Source organism: Pseudomonas sp. AM4(2022) (assembly GCF_036346515.1).
In the GTDB taxonomy this organism is placed as follows: domain Bacteria; phylum Pseudomonadota; class Gammaproteobacteria; order Pseudomonadales; family Pseudomonadaceae; genus Aquipseudomonas; species Aquipseudomonas paracarnis.
Genome location: NZ_JAOTNW010000028.1, coordinates 26,205 through 46,590, shown reverse-complemented (window position 1 = coordinate 46,590; position 20,386 = coordinate 26,205). Strand labels below are relative to the sequence as shown.

Annotated in this window: 20 protein-coding genes; 7 read left to right on the top strand and 13 right to left on the bottom strand. The window is 61.4% G+C overall.

Going from position 1 to position 20,386, the window contains the following annotated elements:
* Positions 1-10 precede the first annotated feature (10 nt).
* Positions 11-1,135: a class I SAM-dependent methyltransferase gene (locus tag ODQ19_RS25500; RefSeq protein ID WP_330211550.1), complete on the top strand. Its 1,125-nt coding sequence runs from the start codon at positions 11-13 to the stop codon at positions 1,133-1,135.
* A gap of 127 nt (positions 1,136-1,262) precedes the next feature.
* Here ODQ19_RS25500 and ODQ19_RS25495 read toward each other — a convergent pair whose 3' ends face one another.
* Genes ODQ19_RS25495 through ODQ19_RS25485 form a run of 3 tightly spaced genes read right to left on the bottom strand, consistent with a single transcriptional unit; the run spans position 1,263 to position 3,888 of the window.
* Positions 1,263-1,427 carry a DUF2474 domain-containing protein gene (locus tag ODQ19_RS25495; protein WP_003194328.1) on the bottom strand — a complete coding sequence of 55 codons (165 nt, stop codon included), beginning with the start codon at positions 1,425-1,427 and terminating at the stop codon, positions 1,263-1,265.
* Positions 1,428-1,439: 12 nt separating this feature from the next.
* Positions 1,440-2,447, bottom strand: coding sequence for a cytochrome d ubiquinol oxidase subunit II (cydB, locus tag ODQ19_RS25490; protein WP_014720024.1), 1,008 nt, complete (start codon positions 2,445-2,447; stop codon positions 1,440-1,442).
* Between the two features lies 1 nt (position 2,448).
* Entirely contained in the window at positions 2,449-3,888 is a 1,440-nt protein-coding gene (locus tag ODQ19_RS25485; protein ID WP_034133746.1) for a cytochrome ubiquinol oxidase subunit I, read from the bottom strand.
* A 316-nt stretch (positions 3,889-4,204) separates the two neighbouring features.
* On the opposite strand from ODQ19_RS25485, the gene ODQ19_RS25480 reads away from it, so the two are divergent.
* A complete protein-coding gene (locus ODQ19_RS25480; protein WP_205548073.1) occupies positions 4,205-5,443 on the top strand; it encodes an MFS transporter in 1,239 nt (412 codons plus the stop codon).
* A 136-nt stretch (positions 5,444-5,579) separates the two neighbouring features.
* Here ODQ19_RS25480 and ODQ19_RS25475 read toward each other — a convergent pair whose 3' ends face one another.
* From ODQ19_RS25475 to ODQ19_RS25460, 4 genes are all read right to left on the bottom strand, one after another.
* The gene (locus ODQ19_RS25475; protein ID WP_330211549.1) at positions 5,580-7,763 is read right to left on the bottom strand and encodes a xanthine dehydrogenase family protein molybdopterin-binding subunit; all 2,184 of its coding nucleotides are present in this window, start codon (positions 7,761-7,763) and stop codon (positions 5,580-5,582) included.
* A complete protein-coding gene (locus tag ODQ19_RS25470) occupies positions 7,760-8,749 on the bottom strand; it encodes an FAD binding domain-containing protein (protein WP_020301733.1) in 990 nt (329 codons plus the stop codon). Before ODQ19_RS25470 ends, ODQ19_RS25475 begins: the two co-directional genes overlap by 4 nt.
* Positions 8,746-9,270: a (2Fe-2S)-binding protein gene (locus ODQ19_RS25465; protein WP_054896161.1), complete on the bottom strand. Its 525-nt coding sequence runs from the start codon at positions 9,268-9,270 to the stop codon at positions 8,746-8,748. The genes ODQ19_RS25470 and ODQ19_RS25465 overlap by 4 nt, the downstream gene beginning before the upstream one ends.
* Positions 9,271-9,366: 96 nt before the next feature.
* Positions 9,367-9,813, bottom strand: coding sequence for a DUF4879 domain-containing protein (locus tag ODQ19_RS25460; protein WP_330211548.1), 447 nt, complete (start codon positions 9,811-9,813; stop codon positions 9,367-9,369).
* Between the two features lie 188 nt (positions 9,814-10,001).
* On the opposite strand from ODQ19_RS25460, the gene ODQ19_RS25455 reads away from it, so the two are divergent.
* Both ODQ19_RS25455 and trmA read left to right on the top strand, forming a co-directional pair.
* The gene (locus ODQ19_RS25455; protein ID WP_330211547.1) at positions 10,002-11,297 is read left to right on the top strand and encodes an NCS2 family permease; all 1,296 of its coding nucleotides are present in this window, start codon (positions 10,002-10,004) and stop codon (positions 11,295-11,297) included.
* Positions 11,294-12,373 carry a tRNA (uridine(54)-C5)-methyltransferase TrmA gene (trmA, locus tag ODQ19_RS25450; RefSeq protein ID WP_330211546.1) on the top strand — a complete coding sequence of 360 codons (1,080 nt, stop codon included), beginning with the start codon at positions 11,294-11,296 and terminating at the stop codon, positions 12,371-12,373. Before ODQ19_RS25455 ends, trmA begins: the two co-directional genes overlap by 4 nt.
* Positions 12,374-12,487: 114 nt before the next feature.
* On the opposite strand, the gene ODQ19_RS25445 is transcribed toward trmA, so the two are convergent.
* The 3 genes from ODQ19_RS25445 to ODQ19_RS25435 form a co-directional block, all read right to left on the bottom strand.
* Positions 12,488-12,955 (bottom strand): DUF2442 domain-containing protein, encoded by a 468-nt coding sequence (locus tag ODQ19_RS25445; RefSeq protein ID WP_330211545.1) that lies wholly within the window; start codon positions 12,953-12,955, stop codon positions 12,488-12,490.
* Entirely contained in the window at positions 12,952-13,380 is a 429-nt protein-coding gene (locus tag ODQ19_RS25440; RefSeq protein WP_330211544.1) for a DUF4160 domain-containing protein, read from the bottom strand. Before ODQ19_RS25440 ends, ODQ19_RS25445 begins: the two co-directional genes overlap by 4 nt.
* Before the next feature lie 84 nt (positions 13,381-13,464).
* Complete coding sequence (locus tag ODQ19_RS25435; protein WP_330211543.1) at positions 13,465-13,692, bottom strand: hypothetical protein; 228 nt, start codon at positions 13,690-13,692, stop codon at positions 13,465-13,467.
* Between the two features lie 39 nt (positions 13,693-13,731).
* On the opposite strand from ODQ19_RS25435, the gene aroQ reads away from it, so the two are divergent.
* Positions 13,732-14,178, top strand: coding sequence for a type II 3-dehydroquinate dehydratase (aroQ, locus tag ODQ19_RS25430; RefSeq protein ID WP_330211542.1), 447 nt, complete (start codon positions 13,732-13,734; stop codon positions 14,176-14,178).
* Positions 14,178-15,026 carry a shikimate dehydrogenase gene (locus ODQ19_RS25425; RefSeq protein ID WP_116664970.1) on the top strand — a complete coding sequence of 283 codons (849 nt, stop codon included), beginning with the start codon at positions 14,178-14,180 and terminating at the stop codon, positions 15,024-15,026. Before aroQ ends, ODQ19_RS25425 begins: the two co-directional genes overlap by 1 nt.
* 204 nt (positions 15,027-15,230) lie before the next feature.
* On the opposite strand, the gene ODQ19_RS25420 is transcribed toward ODQ19_RS25425, so the two are convergent.
* A complete protein-coding gene (locus ODQ19_RS25420) occupies positions 15,231-15,896 on the bottom strand; it encodes a TetR/AcrR family transcriptional regulator (protein WP_116664971.1) in 666 nt (221 codons plus the stop codon).
* Between the two features lie 77 nt (positions 15,897-15,973).
* Positions 15,974-17,875, bottom strand: a complete 1,902-nt coding sequence (gene quiC / locus ODQ19_RS25415; protein WP_330211541.1) for a 3-dehydroshikimate dehydratase QuiC — start codon at positions 17,873-17,875, stop codon at positions 15,974-15,976.
* A gap of 226 nt (positions 17,876-18,101) precedes the next feature.
* Here quiC and ODQ19_RS25410 point away from each other — a divergent pair, with 226 nt between their 5' ends.
* Positions 18,102-19,436 (top strand): MFS transporter, encoded by a 1,335-nt coding sequence (locus tag ODQ19_RS25410; protein ID WP_058410081.1) that lies wholly within the window; start codon positions 18,102-18,104, stop codon positions 19,434-19,436.
* On the opposite strand, the gene ODQ19_RS25405 is transcribed toward ODQ19_RS25410, so the two are convergent.
* Positions 19,437-20,315: a DMT family transporter gene (locus tag ODQ19_RS25405; RefSeq protein ID WP_003194370.1), complete on the bottom strand. Its 879-nt coding sequence runs from the start codon at positions 20,313-20,315 to the stop codon at positions 19,437-19,439.
* Positions 20,316-20,386: the final 71 nt, after the last annotated feature.

Genomic DNA, 20,386 nt, shown 5'->3' with positions numbered 1-20,386 from the left:
TTGCCCCACCATGCCCCTGCTTGACAGCCCTTTCGCCCAGCTCGACCTGATTCGTCAGCCAGAGCAACACAATGATCCGCTGCAAGCCTTCGATGCCGCCGACGAATACCTGCTCAGCCACCTCGCCGCGCAACAGCTTACTGCTGCCACCCGCGTGCTGGTCCTCAATGACAGCTTCGGCGCCCTGGCAGCCAGCCTTCAAGGCCAGGTGCAAGTGACCTCCAGCGGTGACTCGTTCCTCGCCGCCCAGGGCCTGGAAAAAAACCTGGTGCGCAACGGCAAGCCCTTTGACGCCGTGCCCTTCATACCGGCCAGCCAGCTCGCGACCGGGCCATTCGATCGCGTGCTGATCCGCGTGCCGAAAACCCTGGCGTTGCTGGAAGAACAACTGATCCGCCTGCAAGGGCAACTGGCGCCCGGCGCCGAGGTAATCGCAGGTGCGATGGTCAAGCATTTGCCACGGGCTGCGGGCGAATTGCTGGAGCGTTATATCGGGCCCATGCACGCCTCATTGGCGGTCAAAAAGGCGCGGCTGTTGATCGCCAGCGTTGAGCCGCGCCCTGCTGCGGTCTCACCCTACCCGACCCGCTATACCCTGGACGCGCCCGTCATCGAGTTGCGTAACCACGCCAACGTCTTTTGCCGCGAAGGCCTGGACATCGGCACCCGCGCCTTCCTGCCGCACCTGCCAAAAAACCTGGGCAGCGCCCGCGTGGCGGACCTGGGCTGCGGCAACGGCGTACTGGCGATTGCCAGCGCCCTGCAAAACCCCGACGCGCACTACACCTTGGTGGATGAGTCGTACATGGCCGTGCAATCGGCCGCCGAAAACTGGCAAGCCGCCTTGGGTGAACGGGACGTCAGCGTACGTGCCGACGACGGCCTGGCCGGCCAGGAGGCGCAGTCGCTGGACGTGGTGCTGTGCAACCCGCCGTTCCACCAACAGCAAGTGGTCGGCGACTTCCTAGCCTGGCGCATGTTCCAGCAGGCACGCGAAGCGCTGGTGGTCGGCGGCGCCCTGTATATCGTCGGGAATCGTCACCTGGGCTATCACAGCAAGCTGGCGCGGTTGTTCCGCGGTGTCGAGCAAGTAGCCGCCACACCCAAGTTCGTAATCCTCAAAGCGCGAAAATAAAAAAAACCCTGATTTTTTTGTAGGAGCGAGCTTGCTCGCGAAAAACCCACAGACGCCGCGTTTATTCAGGAAGCACGCGTTATCGTTGACGTTTTTCGCGAGCAAGCTCGCTCCTACATTATTGGTGTCAGTGGGTGCTCAGGCCTGCCGCATTCATGAACATGCGCATCAGGCTGGCCACCACGAACAGCGCCAGCACGCTGCCGGTCCAGATCATCGCCAGCCACCCCAGGCGCCGCCACAACGGCTGCTTCTCGGCCTGTTCAATCTCGTGCAACGAAGGTTTGGACATGTTTCACCCCTCCTAGTGGTAACCGTCTTCGTGGGTGACCTTGCCGCGGAACACGTAGTAGCTCCAGAAGGTGTAGCCCAGGATGAACGGGATGATGAACAGCGTGCCCACCAGCATGAAGCCCTGGCTTTGCGGCGGCGCGGCGGCATCCCAGATCGACACGGACGGCGGGATGATGTTCGGCCACAGGCTGATCCCCAGGCCGCTGTAGCCGAGGAAAATCAGCACCAGCGTCAACAGGAACGGCGTGTAGTGCGCGTTACGTGCCACAGCGCGGATCAGCCCGTACATGGTGACCAGCACCAGGATCGGCACCGGCAGGAACCAGAACAGGTTCGGCAAGGTGAACCAGCGCGACGCGATTTCCGGGTGGGTCAGCGGCGTCCAGATGCTGACGATGCCGATCACCGCCAACACTACAAACGCCAAAGGCCGCGCCAGGTTGTGCATCTGCTCCTGCAACTTGCCTTCGGTCTTCATGATCAGCCAGGTGCAGCCGAGCAAGGCATACGCCACGATCAGCGCCACGCCGCAGAACATCGTGAAGGGTGTGAGCCAGTCCAGTGAGCCGCCGGCAAACTGGCGGTCCACCACCGGAATACCGTCGATAAAGGCGCCCAACGCCACCCCCTGGAAGAAGGTCGCCGCCAGCGAGCCACCGATAAACGCCTTGTCCCACAGGTGACGCTTGTGGTCCTTGGCCTTGAAGCGGAACTCAAAGGCTACGCCGCGGAAGATCAGACCGATCAGCATCAGGATCAGCGGCAGGTACAGCGCCGACAACACCACCGAATAGGCCAGCGGGAACGCGCCGAACAGCGCCGCGCCGCCGAGTACCAGCCAGGTTTCGTTGCCGTCCCATACGGGCGCCACGGTGTTCATCATCACGTCACGGTCGACTTTGCCCGGGATAAACGGGAAGAGAATGCCGATCCCCAGGTCGAAGCCGTCCATGACCACGTACATCATGATGCCGAAGATGATGATCACGGCCCAGATCAGCGGAAGATCAATACCCATCTCAATTCCCCTTGTGCTGGATGTGGTCGTGGTCGTTATCACTGCCATCGTCGGCAGCAGACAACGGACGCGCCGGGGTGCGTTTCTGGCCAGGGCCACCGTGGGTTGGCTCGGTACTGTCGTGGGTCACGGGGCCTTTGCGCACCAGGCGCATCATGTAGCCCAGGCCCGCGCCGAACAGCGCGAAGTACACCACCACGAACAACACCAAAGTGATGGTCATCTGCGTCAGGCTATGCCCGGAGGAGGCATCCGCCGTGCGCATCAACCCGTAGACCACCCAGGGCTGGCGACCGATTTCGGTGGTGAACCAGCCGGCCAGAATCGCAATCAGGCCAGACGGGCCCATCCACAGCGCCAGGTACAGGAACGGTTTGGACGTGTACATCTTGTCGCCCCGGCGCAGCCACAGGCTGAACAGACCGGTGAAGATCATCAGGAACCCCAGGCCGACCATGACCCGGAACGACCAGAACACAATGGTCGAGTTGGGGCGGTCTTCAGGCGGAAACTCCTTGAGCGCCGGCACCTGCTTGTCCAGGGAGTGAGTCAGGATCAGGCTGCCCAGGTACGGAATCTCGACCGCGTATTTGGTTTTCTCGGCTTTCATGTCCGGCCAGCCGAACAGGATCAGCGGCGTCGGCTCGTTGCCGATATTTTCCCAGTGGCCTTCAATCGCGGCGATTTTGGCCGGCTGATGCTTGAGGGTATTGAGGCCGTGGAAGTCGCCGATCACCGCCTGGATGGGCGCAACAATCAGGGCCATCCACATCGCCATCGAGAGCATTTTGCGGATCGCCGGGTTGTCCTTGCCGCGCAGCAAATGCCAGGCCGCCGACGAGCCGACGAAGAAGGCCGTGGCCACGAACGCCGCTGTGGCCATGTGCATCAGGCGGTAGGGGAACGACGGGTTGAAGATCACCGCCAGCCAGTCGGTCGGGATCACGCGGCCATCGATGATTTCAAAGCCCTGGGGCGTCTGCATCCAGCTGTTGGAGGCAAGAATCCAGAACGTGGAGATCAACGTACCCACGGCCACCATCACCGTGGCGAAGAAGTGCAGTTTGCGCCCCACCTTGTTCCAGCCGAACAACATTACACCCAGGAAACCGGCCTCGAGGAAGAAGGCCGTGAGCACTTCGTACGTCAGCAACGGCCCGGTGACGGCACCGGCGAAGTCCGAGAAGCGGCTCCAGTTGGTGCCGAACTGGTAGGCCATGACCAGGCCCGATACCACGCCCATGCCGAAGTTGACGGCAAAGATCTTCGACCAGAAATGGTAGAGGTCACGGTAGGTGTCGTTGTGGGTCTTGAGCCACAAGCCCTCCAGCACCGCAAGGTAACTGGCCAGGCCGATGGTGATCGCCGGGAACAGGATGTGGAATGAGATGGTGAACGCGAATTGAATTCGGGCGAGATCTAGCGCCTCCAAACCGAACATAAGTCTTCCTCTGTCAGGTAATACCGGCTGCTGGCTGGGAGCCTGCACCCACTGCCCCCACGGATATGGAGTGTGGCGAATTTCAATTCGTTTCTTTTATTACCCATCGCGTGGGGAATCTGGCCTTTCGGCCGCCAGAACAATCCCGGGGCAGGTTTTGATCTGGATCAAGCATCGTTGAAAGAGTAGTCCCATTTTTGCAGTAGGACTGTGTGGTCTTTTGCCGCGTGACAGCTTGCCTCAGCTCAGTTCTTGCAACTATTTGTTACAGCTTGATGCTAATCTCGCCCTTCTCCCGTTGCCGACCTGATTGCCGATGCCCAGTGAACCTGCGTTGCTGTTACGTCACCACCGCCCTTTCATCGCGTTCTGGCTGGCGCGGATCTTTACCGCCAGCGGCTTCCAGATGCTCACCGTGGCGATCGGCTGGAACCTCTACCAACTGACCGGCAACGTCTTGGACCTAGGCCTGGTCGGCCTGGTGGAGTTCGTGCCGCGCGTGTTGTTCATGCTGCACACCGGGCACGTGGCTGATCGCTATGAACGCCGCAGGGTCGCTGCCATCTGCCAGACCTTGCAGGCGCTGATTGCCTTGTCCCTGGCCATCGGTGGCCTGACCGGCAACGTGACCCGCGAGATGATCTTTATCCTCGCCTTCCTGCTGGGCGCCGCGCGATCGTTTGAAATGCCCACCACCCAGGCGCTCTTGCCCAGCATCGTGCCCAGCGCGCTGTTCCCCCGCGCTGTGGCCGCCTCGCAATCGGCCCAGCAACTGGCGACCATCGTCGCACCGGCCGTGGGCGGTTTGCTTTACGCGTTTGGCAGCGTGTGGGTGTACGGCCCCACCGTGGCGCTGTACCTGATCGCCTGCGTGCTGACCCTTAACCTGCCCGCACGCCAGACCCCGCTGAACAAAGCCAAGGCCACCATGGACTCGCTGCTGGCCGGCATTCGCTTTATCCGCAGCCGCCCGGACATTCTCGGCGCCATTTCCCTGGACCTGTTTGCCGTGCTGCTGGGCGGCGCCACTGCGCTGTTGCCGGTGTTCGCCAAGGACATCCTGCTGACCGGCGCCTGGGGCCTGGGCCTGCTGCGGTCGGCCCCGGCCGTGGGGGCATTGCTGATGTCACTGTGGCTCGCGCGTTTCTCGGTAGACCGCCAGGTGGGCCGCGTGATGTTCACCGCCGTCGGCGTGTTCGGGGTGGCAACCATTGCCTTCGGTCTGTCGACTTCGTTCTGGTTTTCACTGGCGGTGCTGGTGGTACTGGGGGCGGCGGACATGATCAGCATGGTGATCCGTGCGTCGTTCGTGCAGTTGGAAACGCCAGATGAAATGCGCGGGCGGGTGAGTGCGGTCAATGGCCTGTTCATCGGTGCGTCCAATCAATTGGGCGAATTCGAATCCGGGATTACCGCCCACTGGTTTGGCACCGTGCCTGCGGTGGTGATGGGCGGGGTGGGCACGCTGGTGGTGACCGGGGTGTGGATCAAGCTGTTCCCGACCCTGGCCAACCGTGATCGTATGCATGTGCCGGTGGAAGAACCCAAGCCATAGGCGTCACCGCCATATCCTGTGGGAGCCGGGCTTGCCCGCGATAGCGGTGTATCAGGCAACTTTCTGGTGGCTGATACACCGCTATCGCAGGCAAGCCAGCTCCCACATTGGAACCTCATTGGCCTGACGGTTTGCGCTACAGCACCTTATCCAAGGTAATCGGAAACTCCCGAACCCGCTTGCCGGTGGCATGGTAAATCGCATTCGCCACCGCCGCCGCCACCCCGACAATGCCGATTTCCCCCACGCCCTTGGACCCGAGCGCATTGACGATCTCGTCGTGCTCTTCGACAAACAGCACGTCAATCTCGCCAATATCGGCGTTCACCGGGATGTGGTACTCGGCCAGGCTGTGGTTCATGTAGCGCCCCAGTTCATGGTCGACCTGGGTCTCTTCATGCAGGGCCATGCCAATGCCCCACACCACGCCACCAAGGATCTGGCTGCGGGCCATCTTGAGGTTGACCACGCGCCCAGCGGCAATGGCGCTGACCACACGGCTGACCTTGATGGTGCCCAGGTCTTCATCAACCCGCACTTCGACGAACACCGCCGAGTGAGTAGCGCTGGCATAACCCTCGCGCTTCTTGTCGGGCTGGCTGTCGACCTGTACCTCCAAGGCCTCTTCACCGCTGTCCTTGACCAATTGCGCCAACGACACGCTCACGTCACCGCTGTGTAGCTGGCCGTCTTCAAACCGAGCCGAATCGGCATCCTTGAATACCGGATAAGTCTGCCGGGCGATCTTCAGCAACTTGGCATTCAGCGCTTCGCACGCTTGCTGCACGGCAGTGCCGACGGACGAGACGGTAAACGAGCCGCCCTGCAACGGCGCGGTGGGCAACGACGAATCACCCAGCACAAAACGCACGTCGGCCATGGCCACGCCACTGGCCTGGGCGGCGATTTGAGTCATTACAGTGTAAGTGCCGGTACCAATGTCGGTGGTGGCGCTGCTAACGGTGAGCTTGCCCTCGGCGTCGAGGCGCGCCTTGGCGCTGGCTTTCATCTGCATGGCTTCCCACACCCCGCCGGCCATGCCCCAGCCGATCAACTGGCGGCCGTCACGCATGCTGCGCGGTTCCGGGTTGCGTTGGTGCCAGCCGAAGCGTTCGGCGCCTTCGCTGTAGCACTCGCGCAGGGCCTTGCTCGACCAGGGTTTGTCTTCGTTCTGGTTGCGTTCGGCGTAGTTGATCAGGCGCAATTGCACCGGGTCGATGGCCAGGGCACAAGCCAGTTCGTCCATGGCACACTCCAGGCCAAGCACGCCAAGTGCTGCACCGGGGGCACGCATATCCAGCGGGGTAAACACGTCCAACGGCGCCAGCTTGTAGGTCAACTGCACGTTGTCGCAGTTATAGAGCATGCCGCTCCACTCCACCACGTGCTCGCTGAAATCCTCAAACCGCGACGTCTGGCCAATCGCGGTGTGCCCCAGGGCCAGCAAGCGTCCATTAGCGGCGGCGCCAATCTGCAAACGCTGCAAGGTGCGCGGGCGATAGCCAAAGGTGAACATCTGCTGGCGCGTCAGGGTAACGCGCACCGAACGCTTGAGCGCCATGGCCGCCATCACCGCGAGCGGCAATTGGTATTGCGGGCGCAGGCCCGAACCGAAGGCACCGCCGACGAAAGCGGCAAAGATGCGCACCTGGCTCTTATCCAGGCCGAAGACTTTTTGCACATAGGCCTGGCAGTTCTGCGGGCCCTGGGTCTTGTCGTGAATATGCAGGCTGCCGTCGGGCTGATACAGCACGGTGCTGGCGTGGGGTTCCATCGGGTTGTGGTGCTCGATGGGCGTGCTGTAGTGCAAGTCCAGACTGATTGCGGCACCGGCCCATTCAGCCTCGAAGTTGCCTCGCGGCTTGGGCGGAGCCTGGGGCGACAGGTGCGCCGCCGCTTGCTGGGTGAGCAGGTCGGTTTCGAAGGCTTCGGGGGCGTAGTCGATCTGTACCAGCGAGCCGGCGTGCCGCGCCAGTTCGAGGTTATCGGCGATCACCAGGGCCAGGGGCTGGCCGCTGTAAAGCACCCGGTCGTTATACAGCGGGCGAAAAGGCGAGCCATCGGCCGCATCGGCATCGGCGAAGGCCTCGTCATAGCTGGCGATTTTCGGCCGATTGAGGTGATGGATGACGTCCACCACACCGGGCAAGGCCAACGCCTTGGACGCATCGATGCGCAGCACCCGGCCTTTGGCGATAGTGCTCGACACTACGCTGCCATGCAGCAGGCCGTCCTCGGGAAATTCACCGGCATAGCGCGCTTGGCCGGTGACCTTGAGCAGACCGTCGACGCGGTCCAGGGGTTTGCCGATGGCGCTCATGGCTGTTCTCCTGCGACGGCGGCGTCGCTCAGGGCACGAATGATTGCGCGCCGGGCCAGCTTGACCTTGAAGCCGTTGTGTTCCAACGGTTCGGCGTCTTGCAGCAGGGCATCGGCGGCGGCGCTGAAGGTTTCGCGGCTGACCGTGCGGCCAATCAGCAAGGCTTCCACTGCGCGGTCACGCCAGGGTTTATGCGCCACACCGCCCAAGGCCAGGCGGGCGTCGATGATTTCATCGCCGTCCAGTTCCAAGGCGGCGGCCACAGACACCAGGGCGAAGGCATAGGAGGCCCGGTCGCGGATTTTCAGGTAGTGGCTGTGGCGGGCCAAGTGATCGGCGGGCAGTTCAATCGCGGTGATCAGCTCATCGTCGGCCAATTGGTTGTCACGTTGCGGCGCATCGCCTGGCAAGCGATGAAAGTCGGCGAACTCGATCACCCGCGCGCCGCCGCGTCCTTCTACATGCACCCGCGCTGCAAGCGCCGCCAGGGCCACGCACATGTCCGATGGATGGGTGGCCACGCACTGTTCACTGGCGCCGAGGATCGCATGGATACGGTTCAAACCGTTGCGCGCCGGGCAGCCGCTGCCGGGCTGGCGCTTGTTGCACGGCACCGCGGCGTCGTAGAAGTAATAGCAACGGGTGCGCTGCAACAGGTTGCCGCCGGTACTGGCCATGTTGCGTAACTGCGGGGACGCCCCGGCGAGGATGGCCTGGGACAGCAACGGGTAACGCTGCTCAATGAGTGGGTGCCAGGCCAGGTCGGCGTTGCTCACCAGCGCACCGATACGCAGGCCACCCTCGGCGGTCTCTTGAATGTCATGCAGCGGCAAGCCGGTGATGTCGATCAGGTGCTCGGGATGGCTGATGTTTTCCTTCATCAGGTCCAGCAGGTTGGTGCCACCGGCGATAAAGCGCGAGGCGGCGCTGCTCATCTGAACGGCCTGCTGCACATCGGTCGGCCTGCTGTAGTGGAAGGGGTTCATGACTCACCTCCCTGGCGACGGCAGGCCGGCAGCGCGTCTTCGATGGCATCGCGGATGTTGTTGTAGGCGCCGCAGCGGCACAGGTTGCCGCTCATCAATTCCTGGATCTGCGCACGGTCGTGGGCGCGGCCTTCATTGGCCAGGCCCACGGCAGAACAGATCTGGCCGGGCGTGCAATAGCCGCACTGGAAAGCGTCGTGCTGGATAAAGGCCTGTTGCATGGGGTGCAGTTGGTCGCCGTCGGCCAAGCCTTCGACGGTGGTCAATTCGGCGCCGTCGCACATCACGGCCAGGGTCAGGCAGGCATTCACGCGTTTGCCGTCACGCAACACGGTGCAAGCGCCGCACTGGCCGTGGTCGCAGCCTTTTTTGCTGCCCACCAGGTCCAACTGCTCACGCAGCAAGTCCAGCAAGGTGGTCCAGGGCAACACGTTCAGTTGGCGATCCTGGCCGTTGAGTGTCAGGCGTATCGGGTGGGCGACGAACGGCTGGGCCGCCGCGCCATTGGGGGTCGCGCTCATAAACACCTCACGGGTTGGTGTACGTCCGCGGCGTTCAGGAAAATCGCCGTCTTAGGGGTACGACTTCCGGGTGTTTTGAGCGTTCAAGATGATTGATCAGCGGATATTGAGCTGGGCTTTCAGGGTGTTTTGCGGTGGGTTGATCGAGGTATTGGTGAATTCGAACCAGCCCTGGGCCTGGACGTTCAGGTCGAACACATAGATGTAGCCCATCAAGGTGCCCACGCCGTTGCACGCCTCACTGATGTTGCCGACCTGGCACACCGCTGTGCGTTGCCCATTCAACTCTGCGCCGTTGAAGCGGCCCATGGGGCTGTTGCCCAGGCCGACTTCCATCACCGAGACCTGGGTGGGCCCTCGGTGCTCGCACATCTGGGTGGTGTTGACCCGCTCCGGGATCGCTTCGCTGCAGTTGGCCGATTCCACCTTGAACACCCGCACCTCGCTCAAGGCCGGTGCAGCCGCGCCCCATGCCGGTGCCACGCCCAGCCACAGGCTGATACTGGCGATCAGAGCTAGACTCCACGGGTTGGCTTTTTTCATGCTGTTGATGACCGGCTGTTGAACGTCGGCGCAGTATGCCTCAAGCCCATGCGCCACACAGCCTCAGCTGCTGGTATGATGCGCCGCTTTTTCCGATCCTCTCTGAAACCACAAGCGTTTGGCGCAGTTTGTGCTTTGACTTAGAGGTCAACAAATCACGACGCACACTAGCGTCACAGGGAGCCGGCATGCTGGAAAAGCTGTTTCAACTCAAAGCCCACAACACCAATGTGCGCACCGAGATTCTCGCGGGGATCACCACCTTCCTGGCCATGGCCTACATCCTGTTCGTGAACCCGAGCATCCTCGGCGAGACCGGCATGGACAAGGGCGCGGTGTTTGTCGCCACCTGCCTGGCGGCGGCCATCGGTTCGACCGTAATGGGCCTGATCGCCAACTACCCAATTGCCCTGGCACCGGGCATGGGCCTCAACGCCTTCTTCACCTACACCGTGGTCCTGCACATGGGCCACACCTGGCAGGTGGCGCTGGGTGCGGTATTCATTTCGGCGGTGCTGTTTTTCCTGCTGTCGATCTTCCGCATTCGTGAGTGGATCATCAACGCCATCCCCCTGCCGCTGCGCTCGGCGATTGCCGCCGGCATCGGCCTGTTCCTGGCGCTGATCGCCCTGCATAACGCCGGTATCGTGGTGAGCAACCCGGCCACCATGGTCGGCCTGGGCGACCTGAAGCAACCGGCGCCGATCCTGGCCACCCTGGGTTTCGTGCTGATCGTCGCGCTGGAAGCCCTGGCCGTACGCGGCGCGGTACTGATCGGCATCCTGGCGGTGACCGTTGCCTCCATCGCCCTGGGCTTCACGCCGTTCATCGGTGTGACCTCGGTACCGCCGTCCCTGGCTCCGACCTTCCTGCAGCTGGATATCAAGGGCGCGCTGGACATCGGACTGGTCAGCGTGATCTTCGCCTTCCTGTTCGTTGACCTGTTCGACAACTCCGGCACCCTGATCGGCGTCGCCAAGCGCGCCGGCCTGATGGGCAAGGACGGCCATATGCCGAAAATGGGCCGCGCACTGATCGCCGACAGTACCGCTGCCATGGCCGGTTCCCTGCTGGGCACCTCGACCACCACCAGCTACATCGAATCGGCCGCAGGCGTGAGCGCCGGTGGCCGTACCGGCTTGACCGCTATCGTGGTCGCGATCCTGTTTTTGCTGGCGCTGTTCTTCTCGCCATTGGCCGCCAGCGTGCCGGCCTATGCCACCGCGCCAGCCTTGCTGTTTGTGGCGGTGCTGATGAGCCAAGGCCTGGCCGAAATCGACTGGGACGACATTACGGTGGCAGCGCCGGTGGTGATCACCGCCCTGGCGATGCCCTTCACTTACTCCATCGCCAACGGCATCGCCTTCGGTTTCATCGCCTGGACCGCCATCAAGCTGCTTTCGGGCCGCTACCGTGAGCTGAACCCGGCACTGGTGATCCTGTCGATTCTGTTTGTGATCAAGCTGGGCTGGTTCAACGCATGACTTTCGACGCCGCAAGCTACACCGCTCAACTGCAAGACAAGGTCACGCGCCTGCGTGACCTGCTGGCACCGTTCGACGCGCCCGAGCCGCAGGTCTTCGACTCGCCGCTGCAGCACTTTCGCCTGCGCGCGGAGTTCCGTCTGTGGCGCGAAGGCGGCGAGCGCCACTACGCGATGTTCTCCCAGGAGGACAAGCGCACGCCGATCCTCATCGAAGAATTCCCCATCGCCAGCCAGCGCATCAACCAGTTGATGCCGCAACTCAAGGCCGCCTGGCAAGCCAGCGCCGCCCTGAGCCACAAGCTGTTCCAGGTAGAGTTCCTCACCACCCTGGCCGGCGACGCGATGATCACCCTGTGTTATCACCGCCCGCTGGACGAACAGTGGCACACCGCCGCGAACACATTGGCCGCTGAGCTGAATGTGAGCATCATCGGCCGTTCCAAGGGCAAGCGCGATGTGATCGGCCATGACTACGTGGTGGAGAAACTCGACGTCGGTGGCCGCACCTTCAGCTACCGCCAACCCGAAGGCGCGTTCACCCAGCCTAACGGCACGGTGAACCAGAAGATGCTCAACTGGGCCTATGAAGCGCTGGGCGATCGCCCGGACGATTTGCTGGAGCTGTATTGCGGCAACGGCAACTTCACCCTGCCGCTGGCGACCCGCGTGCGCAAGGTGCTGGCCACCGAGATCAGCAAGACCTCGGTGAATGCGGCCCTGAGCAACCTGGATGAAAATGGCGTAGATAACGTCACCCTGGTGCGCCTCTCCGCCGAAGAACTCACCCAAGCCCTGAACGAAGTGCGCCCGTTCCGCCGCCTGCACGGCATCGACCTGAAAAGCTACGAATTCGGTAGCGTCTTCGTCGACCCGCCCCGCGCTGGCATGGACCCGGACACCTGCGAACTGACCCGGCGCTTCGACAACATCCTGTACATCTCCTGCAACCCGCAGACGCTGGCGGCGAACATCGCGCAACTGCACGACACGCACCGGATCACCCAGTGTGCAATGTTTGACCAGTTCCCGTGGACACACCATATGGAATCGGGTGTGTTGCTGACCCGCCGATAAAACGGCGGGGTAGGCGCGAGCTTGCTCGCGAAAAACGTCAACGATAACGCGTGCTTCCTGGATGAACGCGGTGCCTGTGGGGTTTTCGCGAGCAAGCTCGCTCCTACAGTTTATTCAAGTGTCTGTTGTCTCTGGGGGCTGCGGTACTTCCTTGCGCGGCCGGCCCCCCTTCTTGCCATTGGCCCGGGCCGCTGCGGTCTTGGCCGCGCTGCTTTTACGACCATTACGTGATGCCACCAGGCTGGTTGCCAGGTCCATCAGCGGCTGGCTTGTAGCGATCAACCCTGTGATCGAAACATCCAGGTCTTGCGCTTCACAGCTAATCGCCTTGCCTCCGAAAGTCACTTCCAACTGCTGGAAATCCTTCTCTGAAAACCCTTCGAACTCTGGCAGGCCAGCCACCGGCAACACGACGCGGCTGCCATCGGAGAAGCCAATGGAGAGGCAGTCTTGTTCATAACGTACATTGCTGGCGTTGGCGTACAGGCGTTTCAACCTGCGTCCTCGGGCGATTGCCTTGTCAACGTCGGCTTCAGTGAGAGGTACATAAGGTGTGACTTTGGCTTTTATGATCTTTTTCATAAATCGATCTCCACAAAACCTGGGGCTCTGACCAGATTCAAAATTGTTTTTTGCCCTACGACATCGTGTCGGGCACGTGCAATCACGTAAACACCACGCTGAATAACCAATCCAGGAATGAGTTCATCCGTTTCCCAATCCCAGGAATGATTCTCCAGGCATACCGTCTGCAGTTTTTCCCACCAAATCCTGCGTGCTCGCGCCAAGTAGTGCCGCTGCATGATCGTCGCGCGTATTTCCTTCAGTACCGCCATGGGTGGCCGTCTGCGTTCAGGCTCTACATCCCACAACTCAACGTCCCCATCCAGGAAACTGAAACGAAACCGCGCATCCCATCCCTTGCCCCTGACATGCACATGGGGCGGGCAATGCTCATCCCTGATAAACACCGAAATGACATAGCCTTTGTAAGCACCTACTCTCATCGTAACCCATCCGTTAGGTTATTTTCCGTCAGGTAACAATTTCCCTCTGCCACCCGACAACCGGCTCCTATTCCCGAAGCTGTTTCACAGATTAGTAAGCACAAAAAACCCGGCGAATGCCGGGTTGTAACCAGTGATGCCAACAACTGGAACTACCCGGCCAACGCTCGAAAGTCCTCCTCGTTCAGCAACCTCGCGCAATACTTCAATCGAATGCCCATCATCCGGTGATCCAGCAATTGCACTGATTAAACGTTCGATCACCGAACAGATCCGCTGCCATCCATTGACCAAATTAACCAACCAGTACATTTTGACTCCACAACCAATAAGAACTGTGGAGAAGCCTCTATGCCGCCCATCGTGCTGGTGCTCAACGGCCCCAACCTCAACCTGCTCGGCACCCGCGAGCCTGCCACTTATGGCCATGAAACCCTGGCCGACATTGCCGCCCTGTGTGGTCGCAGCGCCGACAAGCTCGGGCTGAAGATCGAGTTTCGCCAGACCAACCACGAGGGCGAATTGCTCGACTGGATCCACGCCGCTCGCAACCGCTGCACCGGCATCGTGATCAACCCGGCGGCCTGGACCCACACCTCAGTCGCGATCCGCGATGCCCTGGTAGCCAGTGAAGTGCCGGTGATCGAAGTGCATTTATCCAACGTGCATGCCCGTGAAGCCTTTCGTCATCACTCGTTTGTGTCACCGATCGTCAAGGCCGTGCTGGCCGGGTTTGGCAGCCATGGCTACCACCTGGCACTGGAACATTTCAGCCTGACGCTGAAGGGACGCACGTGATGAAACCGCGCATTCTCGCCGGCCTGATCGGCGCCGGCATCCAGGCCTCACGCACACCGGCACTGCATGAACAGGAAGGCGACGCCCAGGGCTTGCGCTACCTGTATCGCCTGATCGACCTGGAGCCGCTGCACCTGGACCTCAACGCCCTGCCGGAACTATTGCGGGCCGCCGAGTTGATGCACTTCACCGGGCTGAACATTACCTACCCGTGCAAGCAGGCGATCCTGCCTTTGCTCGACGAACTCTCCGATGAGGCCAGGGGCATTGGCGCAGTCAACACCGTGGTGTTCAAGGACGGCAAGCGCATTGGCCATAACACCGACTGCCTGGGGTTCGCCGAAGGTTTTCGACGCAACTTGCACAGCGTGCCGCGCCAACGCGTGGTGCAGATGGGCGCTGGTGGCGCGGGCGCGGCGGTGGCCCATGCACTGTTGGCCGAGGGTGTGGAGCAACTGAGCCTCTTCGACGTCGACAGCGCCCGTGCCCAGGACCTGGTGGATAACCTTACCCAGCATTTCGGCGTCGGTCGCGCTCAAGTCGGCAGCCACCTGGAAAACGCCATGGCCGAGGCCGATGGCCTGGTGAACACCACACCGATGGGCATGGCCAAGCTGCCCGGCACGCCTGTGCCAGCGGCGTTGTTGCGGGCCGAATTGTGGGTCGCGGAAATTGTGTACTTCCCGCTGGAAACCCAACTGCTGCGTGACGCTCGCGCCTTGGGTTGCCGTACGCTGGACGGCGGCAATATGGCGGTGTTTCAGGCGGTGAAGGCATTTGAGTTGTTCTGCGGTGAAATGGCGGATGCAGACCGGATGCTGGCGCACTTCCAGAGCATGAATATCTAGGGATGCCAACCCATCAAAATGTGGGCTTGCCCCAATGCCAGCTTTTTGTAGGAGCGAGCTTGCTCGCGAAAAACTCACGGGCGCCGCGTTCATTCAGCAAGCACGCGTTATCGTTGACGTTTTTCGCGAGCAAGCTCGCTCCTACAGCATTGGGGCAAGCCCAGCTCCCGCATTGATTCGATTCATTCTTGAAAGCGGGTGCTCTCAGGCTTGCAGGTAGCGCAACACCGACTCGCAAATCATTTCCCGATGGCGCTGCTTGATCGCCTCATCCGACAGTTCGATCTGGAAAATCTCGCTGAAGGTGTGCCGGTTGGACACCCGGTAGAAACTGAACGAGTTGATCAGCAAGTGCACATCCAGCGGCTCCAGCCCTTCGCGAAACAGCCCCAACTCAGCCCCGCGGCGCAAGGTCTCCCCCAGCCCTTCCAGGATTTTGCTGTTCATCGCCTTGATGGTGTCGGTGCGCTTGACGTATTCGGCGTTGTGGATATTTTCGATGCTGACGATGCGCACGAAATCCACGTTCTGGTCGTGGTGATCAAAGGTGAATTCCACCAGCCGGCGAATCGCCTCACGGGGTTCCAGGGCGGTGAGGTTCATACGCGTTTCAGTGTTGCGGATATCACCGTAGAGCTTCTCCAGCACCTCGACGTATAGCTGTTCCTTGCTGCCAAAGTAGTAATAGATCATGCGCTTGGAGGTGTGAATGCGCTCGGCGATGGCGTCCACGCGAGCGCCAGCCAGGCCCTGCTGAACAAACTCGACAATAGCTTCCTGCAGGATATTTTCGCGGGTCTTTTCCGGATTGTTCTTGCGACTCTTGCGCGGTGTGTCTGACACAGCGCAGAGGTCAGGGGTCAGGGTCATGGTGCGCTCACGGCGATTGCTTGGGCAGGCCCGATTATGGGCCGAGGCGCTCCCCGAAGGAAGCACCCGCCCTGCCCTTATAAACGGGCCTGGCGCGCCGCACCGCTGCGTGACTTGGCCATCGCCGCCAGACGCACCGCCACGTTGGCCGCGCCGTAGCCGGCATAGCCATGCTTGCGCTGGATGATCTCGAAGAAAAACCGTCCTTCGAACGGCTCGGTGTACACATGAAACAACTCACCGCCCTGGGCGTCGCGGTCATACAGCACGTTGTAGTACGCCAGCTCGCTGAGGAACTCGTCGTCAAAATCGAAGCGCGCAGCCAGGTCGTCGTAGTAGTTGAGCGGGATATCCAGCAGCGGCACACCGGCTTCCTTGGCCCGGCGTACTTCAGCAAAAATGTCCGCGCAATCAAACGCAATATGGTGCACACCCGAACCGCGATAGCTGGAGAGCGCGTGGGAAATCGCAGTGTTGCGGTTTTCGGAGATATTCAGCGGCAGGCGGATCGAGCTGCAACGGCTACGCAACGCACGGCTTTTCACCAGGCCGTAAGGGTCGGGCAGCACCACTTCGTCGTCGGCTTCGAAATCCAGCAGGCTTTTGTAGAACAACACCCAACTGTCGAGGCTGTCGGCCGGCAAGGCCATGGCCATGTGGTCGATGCGCAACAAGCCGCCGCTGGCGGGTGTGGCCGCTTGCAGGTTGAAATCGGTGTCGTACAGCCCGCCTTCACTGGGGTCGACCAGATAAATCAGGCTGCCATCCGGTGCACGCACGGCGGCCAATTCCAGCTCGTTGGGGCCGACCAGGCCGCGATAAGGCTGGCCCTTGTAGGCCACCGCCCGCTCCAGGGCCTTGGCGCTGTCCTTGACCCGCACCGCCGTGGCACACAACGACGGACCATGGGCCTCGAAAAAGTTGTGGGCGAAGGAATAGGGTTCGCAGTTGAGGATCAGGTTGATATCGCCCTGGCGCAACAGGCTCACATTCTTCGAGCGATGCTGGCCGGCCTTGGCGAAACCCAGGCGCTCCAGCCAATTGCTCAGCTTGGCGCCGAGGCTTTCATCCACGGCAAATTCCAGGAATTCGATACCGTCGTACTCGCTGGCCGCCGGGGTTTCAAACAGGATGTCCACCGGCGCAGCGGGGGCTTCTTGCGCCAGGCGCTCGCGGGTTTTCTCTTCCAGGTACAGCAACGAACGCAAGCCATCTGCCGCATTCGCACGAGTGGGCGCGGCGCGGAAGCCATCGTTGAAAATTTCCAGGGACAAGGGCCCGGTGTAACCACTTTTGATGATTGGCGCGAGAAAGCCCGCCAGGTCAAATTCGCCCTGGCCTGGGAAACAGCGGAAATGCCGGCTCCACTCCAGCACATCCATGGCCAGGATCGGCGCGTCGGCCATCTGCACGAAGAAAATCTTGTCGCCCGGGATCTGGGCGATGCCGCTCGGGTCGCCCTTGAGCGACAAGGTGTGGAAGCTGTCGAGCAACACGCCCAGGCTTGGGTGGTCGACCTGGCGCACCAGGTTCCACACCTGCTGCCAGGTGTTCACATGCTTGCCCCAGGCCAGGGCTTCATAGCCAATGCGCAGGCCGCGCTTGCCGGCGTGTTCGGCCAGCAGGCTCAGGTCATCGAGCAGAATACGTTCGTCGCCCACGCTGTCGGCCGAGGCGTTGCTGCACACCAGCACCAGGTCGGTGCCCAGCTCCTGCATCAAATCGAATTTGCGTTCGGCACGCTCCAGGTTGCGCGCCAGGCGATCTCGGCGGCAGCCTTCGAAGTCGCGAAACGGCTGGAACAGGGTGATGGCGATGCCGAGGTCGGCGCACATCTGCCTAACTTCCCGAGGGCTGCCGTCGTAATACAACAAGTCGTTCTCAAAGATCTCCACCCCATCAAACCCGGCGGCGGCGATGGCTTCGAGTTTTTCCGGCAGGGTGCCGCTCAAGGACACAGTGGCAATAGAACGTTGCATGGAAGACTCCCGGCAATTGTTGTTTGTGGCAAATTATTCGCCCCCAGCCTACAGGCAGCAATTAAAATGTACGAACCGGTTAGTTTTTGGTGCGATTATCGAACACTAAGCCCCTTTGGCGAATTGACGACTTTTTAACCACTGCGCACCATCGACCGGGCAATTCGTTCACGTAACAAAGACCCAGAACACACCATAAGAATTTCAAAAAACGGGTACAAACCTCATGCCTCTGCAAAATTCAGCCCTGGCCGCGCGCCCGGGCAACCCGCACGCCGGCATCGGCGACAAGATCCGCGGTGCCCTGGCCGTGGGTAAAACGCGCTGGGGCATGCTGGCCCTGGTGTTCTTCGCCACCACCTTGAACTACATCGACCGCGCCGCCCTGGGCGTGATGCAACCAATCCTCGCCAAGGAAATGAGCTGGACGGCGATGGACTACGCCAACATCAACTTCTGGTTCCAGGTCGGCTACGCCATCGGCTTTGTGCTGCAAGGCCGCCTGATCGACCGGGTCGGCGTCAAGCGCGTGTTCTTCTGCGCCGTGCTGCTGTGGAGCCTGGCCACCGGAGCCCATGGCCTGGCCACCTCGGCGGTCGGTTTTATGGTCTGCCGGTTTATCCTCGGGCTGACCGAAGCCGCCAACTACCCGGCCTGCGTCAAGACCACACGCTTGTGGTTCCCGGCGGGTGAACGTGCAGTGGCCACCGGCATCTTCAACGCCGGCACCAACGTCGGCGCGATGATGACGCCCATGCTGCTGCCGTTGATCCTGCACGTGTGGGGCTGGCAGGCGGCGTTCCTGTGCATGTCGGCACTCGGCGGTATCTGGCTGGTGCTCTGGGGCTTGAAGTACTACAACCCGGAAGACCACCCCACCGTTAAACAATCCGAATTGGACTACGTGCAACAGGAAGTCGAACCGGAACAACCCCGCGTGCCGTTCAGCCGCATCCTGCGCATGCGTGGCACCTGGGCCTTCGCCCTCGCCTACTCGCTGACCGCGCCGGTGTTCTGGTTCTACCTGTATTGGCTGCCGCCGTTCTTGAACCAGCAATACAACCTGGGCATCAACGTGACGCAGATGGGCATTCCGCTGATCATCATTTACCTCACCGCTGACTTTGGCAGCGTGGGCGGTGGGATCCTGTCGTCATTCCTGATTGGCCGTGGGATGAACTCGATCAAGGCGCGGCTGTTGTCGATGCTGCTGTTCGCCTGCTGCATCGTCGGCGTGATCATGGCGGCCGGCTCCAGCCAGCTGTGGGTCGCGGTGTTTGCCATCTCCCTGGCCATCGGCGCGCACCAAGCCTGGACCGCCAACATCTGGAGCCTGGTGATGGACTACACGCCCAAGCACATGATGAGCACGGTGTTCGGCTTCGGCGGCATGTGCGCGGCCATCGGCGGCATGTTCATGACCCAGATCGTCGGCCACATCCTCACGGTGACCAACAACAACTACACAGTGTTATTCACCCTGATCCCGGCGATGTACTTCATCGCACTGGTGTGGATGTATTTCATGGCGCCGCGCAAGATCCCCACGGTAGACGTTTAACTAACGCCGCCGCTGCTGCCAGGCAGCGGCTAACCCGCTCATGCAGATCACCCCAATACCCACCACCGTGGTCATATCGGGGGTATGGCTGAACACCAGCCAGCCCAACAACCCCGCAAATACGATCTGGCAATAGCCAAACGGCGCCAGCAAGGCCGGCGCCGCGAAGCGGAACGCCTGGGTGAGCATCAAGTGCGCCGTCATCCCGCAGGTGCCCAGCGCCAGCATCATCACCGCGTGCCACAGCGTCGGCACTTGCCAGAAAAACGGCACCATTGCACTCATCACCAAGGTGTTGCACAGGCCGGCGAAGAAGTTGCTGGTGGTCGGGCTGTCGTATTGGCTGAGGATGCGCGTGAGCAACTGGTAGAAGCAGAAGAACAGCGCCGAGCACAGCGGCAGCAACACCGCCGGGGTAAACAGCTCGCCGCCGGGGTGGATGATGATCACCACGCCGATAAACCCGCAGATCACCGCCAGCCACTGGCCACGGGTCACGTGCTCACCCAGCAACGGCACCGACAGCGCCGTCACCAGGATCGGCGCCAGGAAGTTCACCGCTGTAGCTTCGGCCAACGGGATGTAATGCAGCGCCGTGGTGAAGAACAGGCTGGTGCCCAACAGGCATAACGCCCGCACCACCTGCATGCCCGGCCGCTTGCTGCGCAACACGCGCAGGCCCGATTGCGGCAGGAAGATCCCGGCCATCAGCAAGGTGTGCACCATGTACCGCGCCCACACCACCATCACAATCGGGTAGAACCCGGCCAGGTATTTGGACAAGGCGTCGTGGCTGGAGAACAGGAACGTCGCCAGCACAATCAGCAGGATGCCTTTGAACGGATGGTTGACGCCGGAGAGCGGGGTACTGACAGTCATTGAATTCTCTTGTGTGGCGAGCGGGACGCTGAGCACTGAACCAAGTAGCGCTCAACCCGGTAATCTAGCAG

What these genes read in the sequence shown, in the direction of transcription:
- ODQ19_RS25500 (WP_330211550.1), top strand. Translation starts at nt 11, where the DNA reads ATGCCCCTGCTTGACAGCCCTTTCGCCCAGCTCGACCTGATTCGTCAG.
- ODQ19_RS25495 (WP_003194328.1), bottom strand. Translation starts at nt 1,427, where the DNA reads ATGTCCAAACCTTCGTTGCACGAGATTGAACAGGCCGAGAAGCAGCCG.
- cydB (WP_014720024.1), bottom strand. Translation starts at nt 2,447, where the DNA reads ATGGGTATTGATCTTCCGCTGATCTGGGCCGTGATCATCATCTTCGGC.
- ODQ19_RS25485 (WP_034133746.1), bottom strand. Translation starts at nt 3,888, where the DNA reads ATGTTCGGTTTGGAGGCGCTAGATCTCGCCCGAATTCAATTCGCGTTC.
- ODQ19_RS25480 (WP_205548073.1), top strand. Translation starts at nt 4,205, where the DNA reads ATGCCCAGTGAACCTGCGTTGCTGTTACGTCACCACCGCCCTTTCATC.
- ODQ19_RS25475 (WP_330211549.1), bottom strand. Translation starts at nt 7,763, where the DNA reads ATGAGCGCCATCGGCAAACCCCTGGACCGCGTCGACGGTCTGCTCAAG.
- ODQ19_RS25470 (WP_020301733.1), bottom strand. Translation starts at nt 8,749, where the DNA reads ATGAACCCCTTCCACTACAGCAGGCCGACCGATGTGCAGCAGGCCGTT.
- ODQ19_RS25465 (WP_054896161.1), bottom strand. Translation starts at nt 9,270, where the DNA reads ATGAGCGCGACCCCCAATGGCGCGGCGGCCCAGCCGTTCGTCGCCCAC.
- ODQ19_RS25460 (WP_330211548.1), bottom strand. Translation starts at nt 9,813, where the DNA reads ATGAAAAAAGCCAACCCGTGGAGTCTAGCTCTGATCGCCAGTATCAGC.
- ODQ19_RS25455 (WP_330211547.1), top strand. Translation starts at nt 10,002, where the DNA reads ATGCTGGAAAAGCTGTTTCAACTCAAAGCCCACAACACCAATGTGCGC.
- trmA (WP_330211546.1), top strand. Translation starts at nt 11,294, where the DNA reads ATGACTTTCGACGCCGCAAGCTACACCGCTCAACTGCAAGACAAGGTC.
- ODQ19_RS25445 (WP_330211545.1), bottom strand. Translation starts at nt 12,955, where the DNA reads ATGAAAAAGATCATAAAAGCCAAAGTCACACCTTATGTACCTCTCACT.
- ODQ19_RS25440 (WP_330211544.1), bottom strand. Translation starts at nt 13,380, where the DNA reads ATGAGAGTAGGTGCTTACAAAGGCTATGTCATTTCGGTGTTTATCAGG.
- ODQ19_RS25435 (WP_330211543.1), bottom strand. Translation starts at nt 13,692, where the DNA reads ATGTACTGGTTGGTTAATTTGGTCAATGGATGGCAGCGGATCTGTTCG.
- aroQ (WP_330211542.1), top strand. Translation starts at nt 13,732, where the DNA reads ATGCCGCCCATCGTGCTGGTGCTCAACGGCCCCAACCTCAACCTGCTC.
- ODQ19_RS25425 (WP_116664970.1), top strand. Translation starts at nt 14,178, where the DNA reads ATGAAACCGCGCATTCTCGCCGGCCTGATCGGCGCCGGCATCCAGGCC.
- ODQ19_RS25420 (WP_116664971.1), bottom strand. Translation starts at nt 15,896, where the DNA reads ATGACCCTGACCCCTGACCTCTGCGCTGTGTCAGACACACCGCGCAAG.
- quiC (WP_330211541.1), bottom strand. Translation starts at nt 17,875, where the DNA reads ATGCAACGTTCTATTGCCACTGTGTCCTTGAGCGGCACCCTGCCGGAA.
- ODQ19_RS25410 (WP_058410081.1), top strand. Translation starts at nt 18,102, where the DNA reads ATGCCTCTGCAAAATTCAGCCCTGGCCGCGCGCCCGGGCAACCCGCAC.
- ODQ19_RS25405 (WP_003194370.1), bottom strand. Translation starts at nt 20,315, where the DNA reads ATGACTGTCAGTACCCCGCTCTCCGGCGTCAACCATCCGTTCAAAGGC.